Below are 14,854 nucleotides of genomic sequence, written 5' to 3'. Positions count from 1 at the left end.
GGGATCGAACCGTCGACCTCTTGCATGCCATGCAAGCGCTCTCCCAGCTGAGCTATAGCCCCAAAGTACCGCTGGATCGCTTCACTTCGTTGAGTTCGTCGTGAAGACGGGGCGCATACTAAGGGCGAGGCTTGAGGCTGTCAACATTATTTTTCATCGAAACCTAAAAAATTTTACCGGAAGAACAATCACTTACCTCCCCTCCCCCAAAAACGAGGCCCGCAACTGGGCGGGCCTCGTCATCGACTGTGGAAGAAAGCCGGTCAGCCGGGAATGGCGTCGCGGATCTTCTCCCATTCCTTGGTTTCCTTTTTCGACGCCCCGCCCAGCAGCTCCAGGGCCTGGCGCAAGCGATAGCGCGACAGGTCGGCGCCAAGGATCTCCATGGCGTCCAGCACCGAAACCGAGCTGGCATGCCCGGTGATGGCCGGGAACATCAGCGGCATCACGTCGCGCAGCTTGAGCTGGAGGTGTTCGGCGACAGCCTGGATGCAGCCGGTGATGCGTTCCTTCTCCCACTGGCGCAGGGATTCGAGTTTCCACAGCACCAGTTGCAGGACCTGGCGGACCTGGGTCGGATCGAGCTTCTTGTGTTCGAACAGCGAAGCGTCCAGCGGCACCCCGCCGCTGAAGAAGAATCCGGCCAGCGGCGCGATCTGGCTGAAGTTCTCCACCCGTCCCTGCACGTGCGGAGCGATCTTCATCAGGTATTCGGGATTCAACGCCCACTTCTGCACCTCACGGGCGAACTCCTCCACGGACTGCTCGCGGATCCACTGCCCGTTCAGCCAGGAGAGCTTCTCCAGGTCGAAGATCGGTCCGCCCAGGGAGACGCGCGACAGGTCGAAATGCTCGATCATCTCGGCGAGGGTGAATTTCTCGCGCTCGTCCGGCATCGACCAGCCCATCCGCCCGAGGTAGTTGAGCAGCGCCTGCGGCAGGTAGCCCATGCGCTCGTAGAAGGTGATAGAGGTCGGATTCTTGCGCTTGGACAGCTTGCTCTTGTCCGGGTTGCGCAGCAGTGGCATGTAGCACAGCTGCGGCTGCTCCCAGCCGAAATACTCGTAGAGCTTGATCAGCTTGGGCGCCGACGGCAGCCACTCTTCGCCGCGCAGGACGTGGGTGATGCCCATCAGGTGGTCGTCGACCACGTTGGCGAGGAAGTAGGTGGGCAGGCCGTCGGCCTTCATCAGCACCTGCATGTCCATGCGATCCCACGGAATCTCGACATCGCCGCGGAGCATGTCCGGCACCACGCAGACGCCCTCGGTCGGCACCTTCATGCGGGTGACGTGGGACTCGCCGGCGGCGAGGCGGCGCTGCACCTCATCCTTCGGCAGGTGCATGCAGTGGCCGTCGTAGCGCGGGGTTTCCTTGCGCGCCATCTGCTCGGCGCGAACCGCATCGAGGCGCTCGGGCGTGCAGAAGCAGGTGAAGGCATGGCCCTTCTCGACCAGTTCGTCCGAATACTTCTTGTAGATATGCCCGCGCTCGCTCTGCCGGTACGGGCCATGCGGGCCGCCGACGTCCGGGCCCTCGTCCCATTCGATGCCGAGCCAGCGCAGGGCGTCGTAGATCTGCTGCTCGGACTCCCGCGTCGAACGCAGCTGGTCGGTGTCCTCGATGCGCAGGATGAACTGACCGCCGTGCTGACGCGCGAAGCACAGGTTGAACAGCGCGATGTATGCGGTACCGACGTGCGGGTCGCCCGTCGGCGACGGGGCGATGCGAGTACGAACAGTGGTCATGGAGACTCTCTTGCCAAGCGGAAGTTAAAACGGAAATTCAGGGGCGCGATGTTATCAGGCGGGCCGCCTCCGGCTCCAGTAAACGACCGGTGTCGGCCGGCAGGCGGCTGATCAGGAAATCGAGGAAGGCCTTGACCTTCATCGCCTGGAAACGCCGCGAAGGATAGACCGCATACAGTTCGCCGACCGGCAACGGCACGTCCGCCAGCAAACGCACCAGACGCCCGCTGTGCACGCTCTCCGCACAGATCAGCGCCGGTAGCGCGGCAATGCCGGCACCGGCGACCACCGCCTCGCGGGCGAAGGTGATGTTGTTGCAGGACAGCACCCGCTGGCAGGGCAGGCTGTCTCCGGAAAGCGGCCAGTAGCGCTGGGAGTCGGTGGACAGAAGGACCGCGCGATGCCCGGCAAGCTCGGCCACCGATGTCGGCGTGCCGTGCGCCGCCAGGTAGTCGGGGCTGGCGCAGAGCCAGCGGCTGGTAGAGAGCAGGCGACGGGCCACCAGGGTGGAATCCTCCGGCTGGCCGACCATGATCACGATGTCGACGCCCTCCTGCAGCGGATCGACGCTGCGCGAGGCCAGCTCGACCTCGGCGGTGATCTGCGGGTACTGGCGCATGAAGTCGCCCAGCAGGCTGGCGAGGAACATCTGGCCGAACTCTATCGGCGAGGTGATCCGCAGCAATCCCGACGGCGCCTGTTGCAACTGCATGACCGCCTGCTCGGCCTCGGCGAAATCGTGCATGATCTGCCGGCAGCGCTCGTAGTAGGCCTGCCCTACTTCGGTCAGGCGCAACTTGCGGGTAGTGCGATTGAGCAGGCGCACGCCCAGGCGCTCCTCCAGCAGGGCGATGCGCCGGCTCACCGTGGACTTCTGCATGCCCAGGCTCTGCGCGGCCTGGGTGAAGCTGTGGTACTCCACCACGCGGGTGAAGATCAGCGCATCATCAAGCCCCATTATTGTTCCCTATAAGCAACAAAGAGTCCGAAGTGTAGCGCCTATAACGTCCGGCGGAACACTGCTAGATTGGCCGAATTTTGCCGACGGAACACTCCACCCATGCCCGCCCAACTCAAACGTCGCCTGACCGTCTTCCTGGTGGCCGTCGGCCTGATCGCCCTGGCCTTCTTCCTGCACTGGTGGTTCATCGGCCGCCACGTGGAAAGCACCGACAACGCCTACGTCCAGGGCGAGATCACGCGGGTGGCCAGCCAGTTGGGCGCGCGGGTCGAGGAAGTCCTGGTGCGCGACAACCAGCACGTGGACAAGGGGCAGCTACTGGTACGCCTGGAAGACGCCGACTTCAAGCTCGCCGTCGAGCGCGCCCAGGCCGCGCTGGCCACCCGCGAGGCGGAACTGGCCCAGGCGCGCAGCAAGCTGGTGCAGCAGGGCAGCCTGATCGCCGCCAGCGCCGCCGACGTCAACGCCAGCCAGGCAACCCTCGGTCGCGCACAGATCGACCTGAACCGCGCCGAAGCCCTGCGCAAGCCCGGCTACGTTTCCGAGGAACGGGTCACCACCCTCACCGCCGACAACCATGTGGCTCGCTCGCAACTGGCCAAGGCCCGCGCCGACCTCGAGGCACAACGCGTCCAGCGCGACACCCTGGGCGCCGAGATCAAGCGCCTGGAAGCGCAGATCGCCAGCGCCCGCACCGAACTGGCGCAAGCCGAAATCAACCTGTCACGCACCCTGATCCATTCGCCGATCAGCGGCCTGGTCGGCCAGCGCAGCGCACGCAACGGCCAGTACGTGCAGGTCGGCACCCATTTGCTGTCGCTGGTGCCGGACGAAGACATCTGGGTCCAGGCCAACTTCAAGGAGACCCAGGTAGGCCGCATGCGCGACGGGCAGAAGGCGCGCCTGACCTTCGACGCCTTCCCCGACACGCCTATCGACGGCCGCATCGATAGCCTGTTCGCCGCTTCCGGCGCGCAGTTCAGCCTGCTGCCACCGGACAACGCCACCGGAAACTTCACCAAGGTGGTGCAACGCATCCCGGTGAAGATCGTGTTCGAGGCCGACAACCCGCTGCATGGCCGCATCCGCCCCGGCATGTCCGTCGAAGCCGAGGTCGAGCTCCGTGACCGCTGAGGCGCTGGCCCGGCCGCTTGGCGAACCGACCCGGCGCGACTGGATCGCGGTGCTCAGCGCCATGCTCGGCGCATTCATGGCGGTGCTCGACATCCAGATCACCAACTCCTCGCTGAAGGACATCCAGGGCGCGCTGGCGGCAACCCTCGAGGAAGGCTCGTGGATCTCCACCTCCTACCTGGTGGCGGAGATCATCATGATCCCGATGACCGCCTGGCTGGTGCAACTGCTCTCGGCACGCCGCCTGGCGGTGATGATCTCGGTGGGCTTCCTGGTGTCCTCGCTGCTCTGCTCGTTCGCCTGGAACCTGGAAAGCATGATCGTGTTCCGCGCCATGCAGGGTTTCACCGGCGGCGCGCTGATTCCGCTGGCGTTCACCCTGGCCCTGGTCAAGTTGCCGGAACACCACCGTCCGAAGGGCATGGCGCTGTTCGCCATCACCGCCACCTTCGCGCCCTCCATCGGACCGACCCTGGGAGGCTGGCTGACGGAAAACTTCGGCTGGGAATACATCTTCTATATCAACGTGCCGCCGGGCCTGTTGATGATCGCCGGGCTGCTCTACGGCCTGGAGAAAAAGGCGCCGCATTGGGAACTGCTGAAGAGTACCGACTACGCCGGCATTGTCACCCTCGGCATCGGCCTGGGCTGCCTGCAGGTCTTCCTCGAGGAAGGTCACCGCAAGGACTGGCTGGAGTCGCAACTGATCGTCAGCCTCGGCAGCGTCGCCCTGTTCAGCCTGGTCCTGTTCGTCATCCTGCAACTGTCGCGGCCGAACCCGCTGATCGACCTGGGCATCCTGCGCAACCGCAACTTCGGCCTCGCGAGCATTTCCAGCATCGGTCTGGGCATGGGCCTGTACGGCTCGATCTACGTACTGCCGCTGTACCTGGCACAAATCCAGGGCTACAACGCCATGCAGATCGGCGAGGTGATCATGTGGATGGGCATTCCCCAGCTGTTCCTGATCCCGCTGGTCCCGAAGTTGATGAGGCTGGTCTCGCCGCGCCTGCTCTGCGCCGCCGGCTTCGGCCTGTTCGGCCTTGCCAGCTTCTTCTCCGGGGTGCTCAACCCGGACTTCGCCGGACCGCAGTTCAACCAGATCCAGCTACTGCGCGCCCTCGGCCAGCCGATGATCATGGTGACCATTTCGCTGATCGCCACCGCCTACCTGCAGCCACAGGATGCCGGCTCGGCCTCGAGCCTGTTCAACATCCTGCGCAACCTCGGCGGCGCCATCGGCATCGCCCTGCTCGCGACCCTGCTCGACAGTCGCGCCAAGGTGTACTTCGACTATCTGCGCGAAGCCCTGGTGCCGACCAACCCGCAGGTCGACGAACGCCTCGCGCAACTCGCCGCGCAACTGGGCAGCCAGCAGGCGGCGCTGGGCAAACTCAGCGAGATCACCCACCAGCAGGCGATGATCATGGCCTACAACGATGCTTTCCATGTCATCGGCATGGTGCTCGCAGTGAGCATGCTCGCGGTGCTGCTGACCCGCTCGCTGCCGGCCGGCATCGGCACCCGCGCCGACGCCGGGGCTCACTGAGGATCAGACGTTGACCAGGCGCTCGCGCAGCGTCTGGATCTCGTCGCGCAGTTGCGCCGCCGCCTCGAACTCCAGGTCGCGGGCCAACTGGTACATCTTTTCCTCCAGTTGGCGGATGCGCTTGCTGATCTCGCTCGGCGAGCGCAGTTCGTTCTCGTAGCGCCCGCTCTCCTCCGCCACCTTGGCCACGCCCTTGCGCTTGCCGCGCGCGCCGGGCACCACGGCGCCTTCGAGAATGTCCTTGATGTCCTTGCGCACCCCCTTGGGCACGATGCCATGGGCTTCGTTGAAGGCGATCTGCTTGGCCCGACGCCGCTCGGTCTCGTCGATCGCACGCTGCATCGAGCCGGTGACGTTGTCGGCGTAGAGGATCGCCTTGCCGTGCAGGTTGCGCGCGGCACGACCGATGGTCTGGATCAGCGAGCGCTCCGAGCGCAGGAAGCCTTCCTTGTCCGCGTCGAGGATCGCCACCAGCGACACCTCGGGCATGTCCAGGCCTTCGCGCAGCAGGTTGATCCCCACCAGCACGTCGAACGCACCGGCGCGCAGGTCGCGGATGATCTCCACTCGCTCGACGGTATCGATGTCCGAGTGCAAGTAGCGCACCCGCACGTCGTGATCGCCGAGATAATCGGTGAGGTCCTCGGCCATGCGCTTGGTCAGGGTAGTCACCAGCACCCGCTCGTCCTTGGCCACACGCTGGCGGATCTGCGAGAGCAGGTCGTCCACCTGGGTCATCGCCGGACGTACCTCGATCTCCGGATCGACCAGCCCGGTGGGACGCACCACCTGCTCGATGACCCGCCCGGCATGCTCCGCCTCGTAGGGGCCCGGGGTGGCGGAGACGAAGATGGTCTGCGGACTCACCGCCTCCCACTCTTCGAAGCGCAGCGGCCGGTTGTCCAGCGCCGAAGGCAGGCGGAAACCGTATTCCACCAGGGTCTCCTTGCGCGAGCGGTCGCCCTTGAACATCGCACCGACCTGCGGAACGCTGACGTGCGATTCGTCGATAACCAGCAGCGAGTTGGCCGGCAGGTAGTCGTAGAGCGTCGGCGGCGGCTCGCCGGGGGCCCGCCCGGAAAGATAGCGCGAGTAGTTCTCGATGCCGTTGCAGTAGCCCAGCTCGAGGATCATCTCCAGGTCGAAACGGGTGCGCTGCTCCAGGCGCTGCGCTTCCACCAGCTTGTTGTTGTTGCGCAGGTAGTCCAGGCGTTCCTTGAGTTCGGCCTTGATCTGGTCGACCGCCTCCAGCAGCGTCTCGCGCGGGGTCACGTAGTGGCTCTTGGGGTAGAAGGTGAAGCGCGGCAGCTTGCGGATCACCTCGCCGGTGAGCGGATCGAAGGCCGAGAGGCTTTCCACCTCGTCGTCGAACAACTCGACACGAATCGCCTCGAGATCGGATTCGGCCGGGAAGATGTCGATCACATCGCCACGCACACGGAAAGTCGCACGGGCGAAATCCATGTCGTTGCGGGTGTACTGCAGGCTGGTCAGTCGCCGCAGCAGTTCGCGCTGGTCGATGCGGTCGCCGCGGTCCAGGTGCAGGACCATCTTCAGGTAGGACGCGGGATCACCGAGGCCGTAGATGGACGACACGGTGGCGACGATGATCGCATCCGGACGCTCGAGCAGCGCCTTGGTCGCCGACAGGCGCATCTGCTCGATATGGTCGTTGATCGAGGAGTCCTTCTCGATATAGGTATCGGAAGACGGGACGTAGGCCTCCGGCTGGTAGTAGTCGTAGTAGGAAACGAAGTACTCCACGGAATTGTGCGGGAAGAACGTCTTGAACTCCCCGTAGAGCTGGGCCGCCAGGGTCTTGTTCGGCGCCAGGACCAGGGTCGGGCGCTGCACCTGGGCAATCACGTTGGCGATGCTGAAAGTCTTGCCAGAGCCCGTCACCCCCAGCAGGGTCTGGTGCGAAAGCCCCGCCTCCAGCCCCTCGACCATCTGCCGGATGGCTTCCGGCTGGTCGCCGGCGGGCTTGAAGCGCGAGTCGAGTTGGAACGTATCCATGAAAAACCTCGCAGGGAGCTGTGACGCCAAGGAAAATCCGGCGTCAGAAATAGCTGAAAGCATGCACCTAAATGTCGCCGCATGCATCAAGGGGTGTCTATAATAACCCCCCGTTTGCGCAACCCTTTGCGCCCCCGCATAACGGGTTGCGTTGCCCTCCTCTCTTCACACTCCGAGCAGCCGCAAAATGAGTCTGTTTTCTGCCGTCGAAATGGCACCGCGTGATCCCATCCTTGGCCTGAACGAAGCCTTCAACGCCGATACCCGTCCGGGCAAGATCAACCTGGGCGTGGGCGTGTACTACAACGAGGAGGGGCGCATTCCGCTGTTGCGTGCCGTGCAGGCTGCCGAGAAGGCCCGCATCGAGGCCCACGCGCCGCGCGGCTACCTGCCGATCGAAGGGATCGCCGCCTACGACCAGGGCGTACAGAAACTGCTGTTCGGTAACGAGTCCGAGCTGCTGGCCGCCGGCCGTGTGGTCACGACCCAGGCCGTCGGCGGCACCGGCGCGCTCAAGCTCGGCGCCGACTTCCTCAAGCGCCTGCTGCCCGACGCCACCGTGGCCATCAGCGACCCGAGCTGGGAAAACCACCGCGCACTGTTCGAAGCCGCCGGCTTCCCGGTGCAGAACTACCGCTATTACGACGCCGCCAGCAATGGCGTGAACCGCGCCGGCCTGCTGGAAGACCTGAATGCCCTGCCGGCCCGCTCGATCGTGGTTCTGCACGCCTGCTGCCATAATCCGACCGGCGTCGATCTCGAGCTGGACGACTGGAAACAGGTGCTGGACGTGCTCAAGGCCAAGGGCCACGTGCCGTTCCTCGACATCGCCTACCAGGGCTTCGGCAACGGCATCGAGGAAGACGCCGCCGCGGTGCGCCTGTTCGCCCAGTCGGGCCTGAGCTTCTTCGTTTCCAGCTCGTTCTCCAAATCCTTCTCGCTCTATGGCGAACGCGTCGGCGCCCTCTCGATCGTGACCGAAAGCCGCGATGAATCGGCCCGCGTGCTGTCCCAGGTGAAGCGGGTGATCCGCACCAACTATTCGAACCCACCGACCCACGGCGCCAGCGTCGTCTCCTCCGTGCTCAACAGCCCGGAACTGCGGGCCCTCTGGGAGCAGGAACTGGGCGAGATGCGCGACCGCATCCGCGACATGCGCCTGGCGATGGTCGAGCAACTGGCAGCCCACGGCGCCAAGCGCGACTTCAGCTTCGTCGGTCGCCAACGTGGCATGTTCTCCTATTCCGGCCTGACCGCCGACCAGGTCGAGCGCCTGAGGACCGAGTTCGGTATCTACGCCGTCAGCACCGGCCGTATCTGCGTCGCCGCGCTGAACAAATCGAACCTGGAGACCATCACCAAGGCCATCGTCCAGGTCCTGTAGGGAAAATGGGGAAGTCATCGGGAGAGGCTTGACTTCCCCTTTTTAATCAGTAACATACGCCTCGCTGTTCCGCGATAGCTCAGTCGGTAGAGCAAATGACTGTTAATCATTGGGTCCCTGGTTCGAGTCCAGGTCGCGGAGCCAAATTCAAAGCCCTCGGCACATGCCGGGGGCTTTTTCGTTATCGGGACGAAAGTTCGCCCCTTCAGTCGCACCTCACTCGATGACGATCCGCGCCCGGTTCTTCTCCAGCAACGCCGGGCCTACCCCTTTCACTTCCAGCAGTTGATCCACCGAGACGAACGGACCATGGGCCGCACGATACTCGAGGATCGCCCTGGCCTTGGCCTCGCCGACACCGTTGAGCCCCCGTATCAGGGCGGCCTCGTCGACCGTATTGATATTGACCTGCTCCCCCGGCGACACGGTCGTCGCAGGTGTCGTTGCGGCCAGCGGATTCTTGGCGACGGCGACCGGTGCGGCGGAAGCCGAAAACGGAAGACAGGCGAACAGGATGAGAAGCAGAGCGGATTTGATTAGGTGCATGGGTGCACTCCTTCAGAGATGAATGACCACGTAGAGGGCTTCATGCCCATCCACGAAACCACCTTATCGCCGTGGAACGCGCCTGGATCGACAGCCCCAGCAAAGCAGTCGCTTCCTGGTCCGGCACCGGAAACATCGTACGGAGAAAACAAAAAAGGCCGCTAGGCGGCCTTTTCCGGAGAACGATGACTCAGGGTTCTCGCCGCCTCTGGCGATAGATCCAGTCGACGATTTCACCGTCAGGCGCATAGCCGCTGACGGTTTCCCGCAGCAACTGGCGAACCCGCGAGTAGTCGTCCTTCTCCACGGCGGCCAGCAACTGCTCCAGCACGACCTTGAAGGCCTCCCAGCTCAGGTGTTCCTCGTTGGCCCGCATGATCATCGGATGGTCGGTGGGATTCACGTTGTCACCGATCAGCAGCTCTTCGTAGAGCTTCTCGCCAGGACGCAGGCCACTGAACTCGATGGCGATGTCACCATGGGGCGAACGCTCGGAACGCACGCTCAGGCCGGACAGGTGGATCATCTTCTCGGCGAGCTCCAGGATCTTCACCGGCGGCCCCATGTCCAGCACGAATACATCTCCGCCCTGCCCCATCGAACCGGCCTGGATGACCAACTGCGCTGCCTCGGGAATGGTCATGAAGTAACGGGTGATGCTCGGGTGGGTGACCGTCACCGGGCCGCCGCGCTTGATCTGCTCGCGGAACAGCGGAATGACCGAACCGGACGAACCGAGGACGTTGCCGAAGCGGACCATGGTGAAACGGGTCTTGTTGACGTGATGCACGTCCTTCCGATCGCCGAACAGCACCGGTGCCGATTCGTTGCTGAGCGCCTGAAGGACCATCTCCGCCAGGCGCTTGGTGCTGCCCATCACATTGGTCGGTCGCACCGCCTTGTCGGTGGAAATCAGCACGAAGTTCTGCACGCCGACCTGCACCGCGGCCTGCACCGCATGCAAGGTGCCTATCACGTTGTTGAGAACGCCCTCGGCGATGTTGTGCTCGACGATCGGCACATGCTTGTAGGCCGCCGCATGGTAGACGGTATTGACCTTCCAGGTACGCATCACGTCCACCAGGCGCTCGGGATTGCGCACCGAACCGAGGATCGGCAACAGGTTCACCGAAAGCGACTCGCGCTTGATCCGACGCTCCAGTTCCTGATGGATGCTGTAGAGGTTGTATTCGCTGTGCTCGAACAGGATCAGCACGCTAGGCGAACAACTCATGATCTGCCGACAGAGTTCCGAACCGATAGAACCGCCCGCCCCAGTCACCATCACCACCTGACCGCGGATGCACCGTTCCAGCAGCTCCTTGCGCGGTGCGACGCTGTCGCGCCCCAGCAGGTCAGCGATGTCCACCTCCTGCAGGTCGTCCACCTTGACCCGGCCGCTGGCCAGGTCCATGAAGCCGGGCATGCTGCGCACGTGCAGCGGGAACGGCTCCAGGGACTCGAGAATCTCTCGGCGCCGGGCCCGAGTGGCGGAAGGAATCGCCAGGAGAACCTCCTGCGCGCCCGTCTCGTCGATCATCTGGCGGATATGCTTGGCGGTATAGACCCGCAGACCGGCGATGACCCGGTTGGCGATCTGCTTGTCGTCATCGATGAACGCCACCGGACGCATCGCCCGACCGAGACGCAATGCCGCAACCAACTGGTTGCCGGCCGCCCCCGCGCCATAGATGGCCACCCTGGGCAGGCCATCCTGGCGATTGAGAAATGGTACCGACTGCACAGCAGAGTACCAGTCGCCCATGAAATACTGGCGCATGGCCAGACGCAAGCCGCCGATCAGCAGCATGCTCAACCACCAGTAGTTGAACACCAGGGAACGGGGCACCACCGCCGGCGGGGAGCGGTACCAGTAGACCAGCAACGACAGGACCAGCGCGGAAATGGTGACGGCCTTGGCGATCGCGATAAGGGCGTCGTTGCCCAGGTAGCGCATCACCGCCCGGTACATGCCGAAGCGGATGAAGAGCGGGATGGCGGTTAGAGGCGCCGCTATGAACAGCCAGGCGTGATCCCCGAACGGATCGATCATGTCTTCGGTGCCGAGACGCACCAGGAAAGCCAGCCACAATGAAAGCCACACCAGGCCGATGTCCGTCGCAACCTGGAGAATGCGCTTCTGGCGGCGCGGCAATCCCAGGAGGCGTCCACGCAAGTTATCCAACATCCTATTAATCAGCCCCCTTCACTGCACCCGCATCCACCCGAACAAGTCCGGGCAGTCCATTTCCTTGGTCTGGCAAATACCATTCCGGAACCCAAATCACGCTATCGGCAGTAGTCACTACTGATCATCGCTTGCACATTCCTTTCATATTATACGTTCCCGGAAAATCGTCCCGCGCCTCCAGCCAACCGGGACATTCAAGCAGCGCGTGATTCCAGGACTCCGGCCTTAAAACGGAGCGCCAGGAACGCCAGAGGCAGGTAGCCAATCAACAAAGCAAGCATGCCGTCGATCTTCCCCGCTGCGACAAGCAGTGCCAGTGGCAACAACCAGAAGATGTTGATGCCTCCCACTGCCAGGGTAACAGGAAGATGACGCCCGTAATGACGAGAAGCATACTGGTATGCGTGACTGCGATGCGCCTCATAAACCTTGTCTCCCCGCAGCAACCGGCGCAACAAGGTCAGGGTGGCATCAACAATGAATACCCCCAGCAGGATGAGCCAACCCCAGAAGAGTTGCGGCGAGACCCATGCGGCTTGCAGGGAAAGGCCACCAATGATAACCCCCAAGAAACCGCTACCAGCATCCCCCATGAAGATCCGCGCAGGAGGGAAATTCCAGAAAAGGAACCCCGTCACCGCGGCTGCCAGCAGCGCCGCCAACCAAACGCCCTGGGATGCCTCATCGGAACCTACACCACTGACCACGACAAGCAGGGCAGCGCCAACGCACACACACACAGCCTCAACGCTGGCAATCCCATCGATACCGTCCATGAAATTGTAGAGATTGAGCATCCATACCAGATAGAACGCCGCAGCTATGTGTCCAACCCACCCCAGATCGACCACAAGGCCGAAAAAGGCCAATGCAGGCAAACCTCCAAGCCAGTACAGCAGCCAGCAAGCACCGGCGAAATGGCCGAGCAAACGCCAACGGGCAGCGATATGGCCATGATCGTCGAGGAAGCCCAGCAATGCGATCCCAATACCCGCCCCCAGGATACCAGTGGCCAGATCCGGTTTCACCGCGCCCAATATCGCCGCAAGCAGCACTGCCAGCAGGAAGGAGAGCACGATAGCGACACCGCCCCCCCTAGGCGTCGGCACCTGGTGAGAACTTCGAGCATTGGGTACATCGATCAAGCTGCGGGCAATCGCGTAACGGCGCAAGCCGGCGGTCAACAGCAGGGAAAGAGCGGCAACCGCCGGCAACAACAACCATAGATTCATCATTGGCGATCCAGGAAAGAGCGGGCGGTTTTCTCCAATGCCTGGTCCACCCCTACCGGCGGAGTCCAGCCAAGCACTTGGCGGGTTTTCATGATATCGACTTGCAATGAGCCGCACAGGCGGCGAGCAAATGCCTGCCTGTTCAGAACTTTCGCCGCTGCACCGATCCAACTGGCGGGAACAGGCAGCAGGCGAGCGGGAGCGCCCAAGGCGCGTCCCATTCTCCGCAGCAACTCGGTGGTGGAAAGATCCTCACCGTCGCTTACGAGGAAAACTTGCCCGACCGCAGCCGGATGCTCGATGCAGGTGATGATGAGGTCGACAAGATTATCCAGCGACACCAGACTACGCCGATTATGAATAGCCCCTAGAGGGAGGGGCACGCCGCGCTTCAGCCAGCGCATCATGGTCTGTACGTTGGCCTTGACCCCTGGACCATAAACCAGGACCGGTCGGATGATCACAACCTCCAGTCCGGTCTCTTCCGCCAGATCCAATAGCGCTTGCTCCGCTTCCCGTTTGGAAACGCCATAGGGATCGACAGGATTGGGCGGACTGTCCGCAGTATAGGGCCGACCGGGCTCAGTTCCCTCGCCATTGACCTTTATCGAGCTGATAAAGATGAAACGCCGCACTCCCCGGGATACGGCCTCCCGGGCCAGATCAAGTGTCCCCTGAACGTTGGCCTTGCGGAACTCGACGAGCGGATCGGAGGCCGTCTCGCTCATGACATGCACGCGGGCAGCGCAATGAACCACCGTATCGATGGCCGACTCCGCATCCCAGACAACAGAACTGCCCAGTTCACCCAGAAGCAAGGGAGTAACCCCTCGAGGCCAGGCCCCACCTCTTCGGCGGCACCCGGCCCAAACCTTGTACTGCCCGGAAGAACAGAGACTATTGACCAGCGCGGCCCCGATGAATCCGGTTGCCCCCGTTACCAATACATTATGTCGCGTCAAGCTCCGCTCCCTAGTGCCCGATAAATATCCAGGTGCTGTTGGACGATACTTTCGATCGCAAAATCACGCTCTGCCAACGCTCGCCCAGCAGCTCCCATCTTCTTGCGCAACTCTGGCGACTCAATAAGACGCTGAATGGCATCCGCCAGAGCAGCAGAATCACGCACCGGCACGAGCAGGCCCGTAACATCAGCCTGGATTGCATCCCGGCAACCCGGTACATCGGTCGTCACAACCGCACGCCCGCACGCCGACGCCTCGACCAGGACCTTGGGAAGCCCTTCACGATAAGAAGGCAGAACGACTATATGCGAACGGGCGAAGACAGACGCGATATCCTGGCGATAACCAAGACACTCGATCGTGCCTTCACTACGCCAACGCTCTAGTTCGGACGGCTCGATACTGGTGGGGTTCCCAGGATCCAGGTCTCCGACCAGTTGAAAATGTGCCGGTACGCTGCGCTGCCTAAGGATATTTGCCGCTTCGACGAATTCCAGCACACCCTTGTCCCTGAGCAACCGAGCCGCCAATGTGACCACCGGCGTTTCGGGGCTTTCCGGGGCCGGCTGGTACTGCGTCAGGTCGACCCCCGAACCGCGAATCAGGACGGACTTTTCAAAAGTGATCGCACCCAGGCCGATCAGCGCGTCCCGATCATCGGGATTTTGAAAGATGACACGCAACTTTTTCTTGCCCAAAGCCCGCCGATAAAGCCAGGCGACACAGGCACGAAACGCGCAGGCCTTCAGACCCTTGGCCATGAAAACGAAACCAAGTCCGGAAACGGCCGCCACGACCCCCTTCACCGGCGCCAAGCGTGCGGCGATACCGCCATAGATTACCGGCTTGATGGTAACCAGGTGTAAAACATCAGGCCGCAATCTCCACAAAAGGCGCCAGACATAAGTCAGCAGATACAGCTCTGAAAAAGGATTTTTTCCGCTTCTGGACAGTGGCAATTCATGATGCAGAAAACCTTGGGAGACGATCTTTTTCACCGCTTCACCAGGGCGTGTGGCGATATGTACCTGGAAACCAGCCTGCTGGGCTCCGACAGCGACCGGTAAACGGTGAGACATGAAGAAAGCCGGGTCGTTCACTATCATCAACAATACCGGCTTCATGCAA

The 14,854-nt window shown here is 62.7% G+C and carries 11 protein-coding genes and 1 tRNA gene; 4 read left to right on the top strand and 8 right to left on the bottom strand.

Going from position 1 to position 14,854, the window contains the following annotated elements:
- Positions 1–263: 263 nt before the first annotated feature.
- Together gltX and ACTJJX_RS31225 are read right to left on the bottom strand one after the other, a co-directional pair.
- The gene (gene gltX / locus ACTJJX_RS31230; protein ID WP_003104596.1) at positions 264–1,748 is read right to left on the bottom strand and encodes a glutamate--tRNA ligase; all 1,485 of its coding nucleotides are present in this window, start codon (positions 1,746–1,748) and stop codon (positions 264–266) included.
- A 37-nt stretch (positions 1,749–1,785) separates the two neighbouring features.
- Entirely contained in the window at positions 1,786–2,706 is a 921-nt protein-coding gene (locus ACTJJX_RS31225) for a LysR family transcriptional regulator (protein ID WP_003091419.1), read from the bottom strand.
- A 102-nt stretch (positions 2,707–2,808) separates the two neighbouring features.
- Here ACTJJX_RS31225 and ACTJJX_RS31220 point away from each other — a divergent pair, with 102 nt between their 5' ends.
- Both ACTJJX_RS31220 and ACTJJX_RS31215 read left to right on the top strand, forming a co-directional pair.
- Positions 2,809–3,843 carry an HlyD family secretion protein gene (locus tag ACTJJX_RS31220; protein WP_003104593.1) on the top strand — a complete coding sequence of 345 codons (1,035 nt, stop codon included), beginning with the start codon at positions 2,809–2,811 and terminating at the stop codon, positions 3,841–3,843.
- Positions 3,844–3,892: 49 nt separating this feature from the next.
- Positions 3,893–5,392: an MDR family MFS transporter gene (locus tag ACTJJX_RS31215; RefSeq protein ID WP_073662552.1), complete on the top strand. Its 1,500-nt coding sequence runs from the start codon at positions 3,893–3,895 to the stop codon at positions 5,390–5,392.
- Between the two features lie 3 nt (positions 5,393–5,395).
- On the opposite strand, the gene uvrB is transcribed toward ACTJJX_RS31215, so the two are convergent.
- Positions 5,396–7,408, bottom strand: coding sequence for an excinuclease ABC subunit UvrB (uvrB, locus tag ACTJJX_RS31210; RefSeq protein ID WP_003104590.1), 2,013 nt, complete (start codon positions 7,406–7,408; stop codon positions 5,396–5,398).
- 187 nt (positions 7,409–7,595) lie between these two features.
- On the opposite strand from uvrB, the gene ACTJJX_RS31205 reads away from it, so the two are divergent.
- Together ACTJJX_RS31205 and ACTJJX_RS31200 are read left to right on the top strand one after the other, a co-directional pair.
- Positions 7,596–8,792, top strand: coding sequence for an amino acid aminotransferase (locus ACTJJX_RS31205; protein ID WP_016852642.1), 1,197 nt, complete (start codon positions 7,596–7,598; stop codon positions 8,790–8,792).
- A gap of 68 nt (positions 8,793–8,860) precedes the next feature.
- Positions 8,861–8,936, top strand: a tRNA-Asn gene (locus ACTJJX_RS31200).
- Between the two features lie 72 nt (positions 8,937–9,008).
- Here the strand turns inward: ACTJJX_RS31200 and ACTJJX_RS31195 are convergent.
- From ACTJJX_RS31195 to ACTJJX_RS31175, 5 genes are all read right to left on the bottom strand, one after another.
- On the bottom strand, positions 9,009–9,338 hold the full coding sequence (locus tag ACTJJX_RS31195; RefSeq protein WP_003104586.1) for a ComEA family DNA-binding protein: 330 nt from the start codon (positions 9,336–9,338) through the stop codon (positions 9,009–9,011).
- A gap of 190 nt (positions 9,339–9,528) precedes the next feature.
- Positions 9,529–11,526 (bottom strand): polysaccharide biosynthesis protein, encoded by a 1,998-nt coding sequence (locus ACTJJX_RS31190; RefSeq protein ID WP_003122257.1) that lies wholly within the window; start codon positions 11,524–11,526, stop codon positions 9,529–9,531.
- Positions 11,527–11,723: 197 nt separating this feature from the next.
- Positions 11,724–12,761, bottom strand: a complete 1,038-nt coding sequence (locus ACTJJX_RS31185) for an MraY family glycosyltransferase (protein WP_003452706.1) — start codon at positions 12,759–12,761, stop codon at positions 11,724–11,726.
- Positions 12,761–13,723, bottom strand: a complete 963-nt coding sequence (locus ACTJJX_RS31180) for a UDP-glucose 4-epimerase family protein (RefSeq protein WP_016253165.1) — start codon at positions 13,721–13,723, stop codon at positions 12,761–12,763. Before ACTJJX_RS31180 ends, ACTJJX_RS31185 begins: the two co-directional genes overlap by 1 nt.
- Positions 13,720–14,850, bottom strand: a complete 1,131-nt coding sequence (locus ACTJJX_RS31175) for a glycosyltransferase family 4 protein (protein ID WP_003452711.1) — start codon at positions 14,848–14,850, stop codon at positions 13,720–13,722. The genes ACTJJX_RS31180 and ACTJJX_RS31175 overlap by 4 nt, the downstream gene beginning before the upstream one ends.
- Positions 14,851–14,854: the final 4 nt, after the last annotated feature.

The organism is Pseudomonas sp. 22490, from assembly GCF_052044465.1.
Taxonomy (GTDB): domain Bacteria; phylum Pseudomonadota; class Gammaproteobacteria; order Pseudomonadales; family Pseudomonadaceae; genus Pseudomonas; species Pseudomonas aeruginosa.
The sequence above is the reverse complement of the archived record's forward strand: the minus strand, read 5'-3'. Positions and strand labels throughout refer to the sequence as shown.

Coding starts and splice junctions, on each gene's coding strand:
- gltX (WP_003104596.1), bottom strand. CDS start 1,748: ATGACCACTGTTCGTACTCGCATCGCCCCGTCGCCGACGGGCGACCCG.
- ACTJJX_RS31225 (WP_003091419.1), bottom strand. CDS start 2,706: ATGGGGCTTGATGATGCGCTGATCTTCACCCGCGTGGTGGAGTACCAC.
- ACTJJX_RS31220 (WP_003104593.1), top strand. CDS start 2,809: ATGCCCGCCCAACTCAAACGTCGCCTGACCGTCTTCCTGGTGGCCGTC.
- uvrB (WP_003104590.1), bottom strand. CDS start 7,408: ATGGATACGTTCCAACTCGACTCGCGCTTCAAGCCCGCCGGCGACCAG.
- ACTJJX_RS31205 (WP_016852642.1), top strand. CDS start 7,596: ATGAGTCTGTTTTCTGCCGTCGAAATGGCACCGCGTGATCCCATCCTT.
- ACTJJX_RS31195 (WP_003104586.1), bottom strand. CDS start 9,338: ATGCACCTAATCAAATCCGCTCTGCTTCTCATCCTGTTCGCCTGTCTT.
- ACTJJX_RS31190 (WP_003122257.1), bottom strand. CDS start 11,526: ATGTTGGATAACTTGCGTGGACGCCTCCTGGGATTGCCGCGCCGCCAG.
- ACTJJX_RS31185 (WP_003452706.1), bottom strand. CDS start 12,761: ATGAATCTATGGTTGTTGTTGCCGGCGGTTGCCGCTCTTTCCCTGCTG.
- ACTJJX_RS31175 (WP_003452711.1), bottom strand. CDS start 14,850: ATGAAGCCGGTATTGTTGATGATAGTGAACGACCCGGCTTTCTTCATG.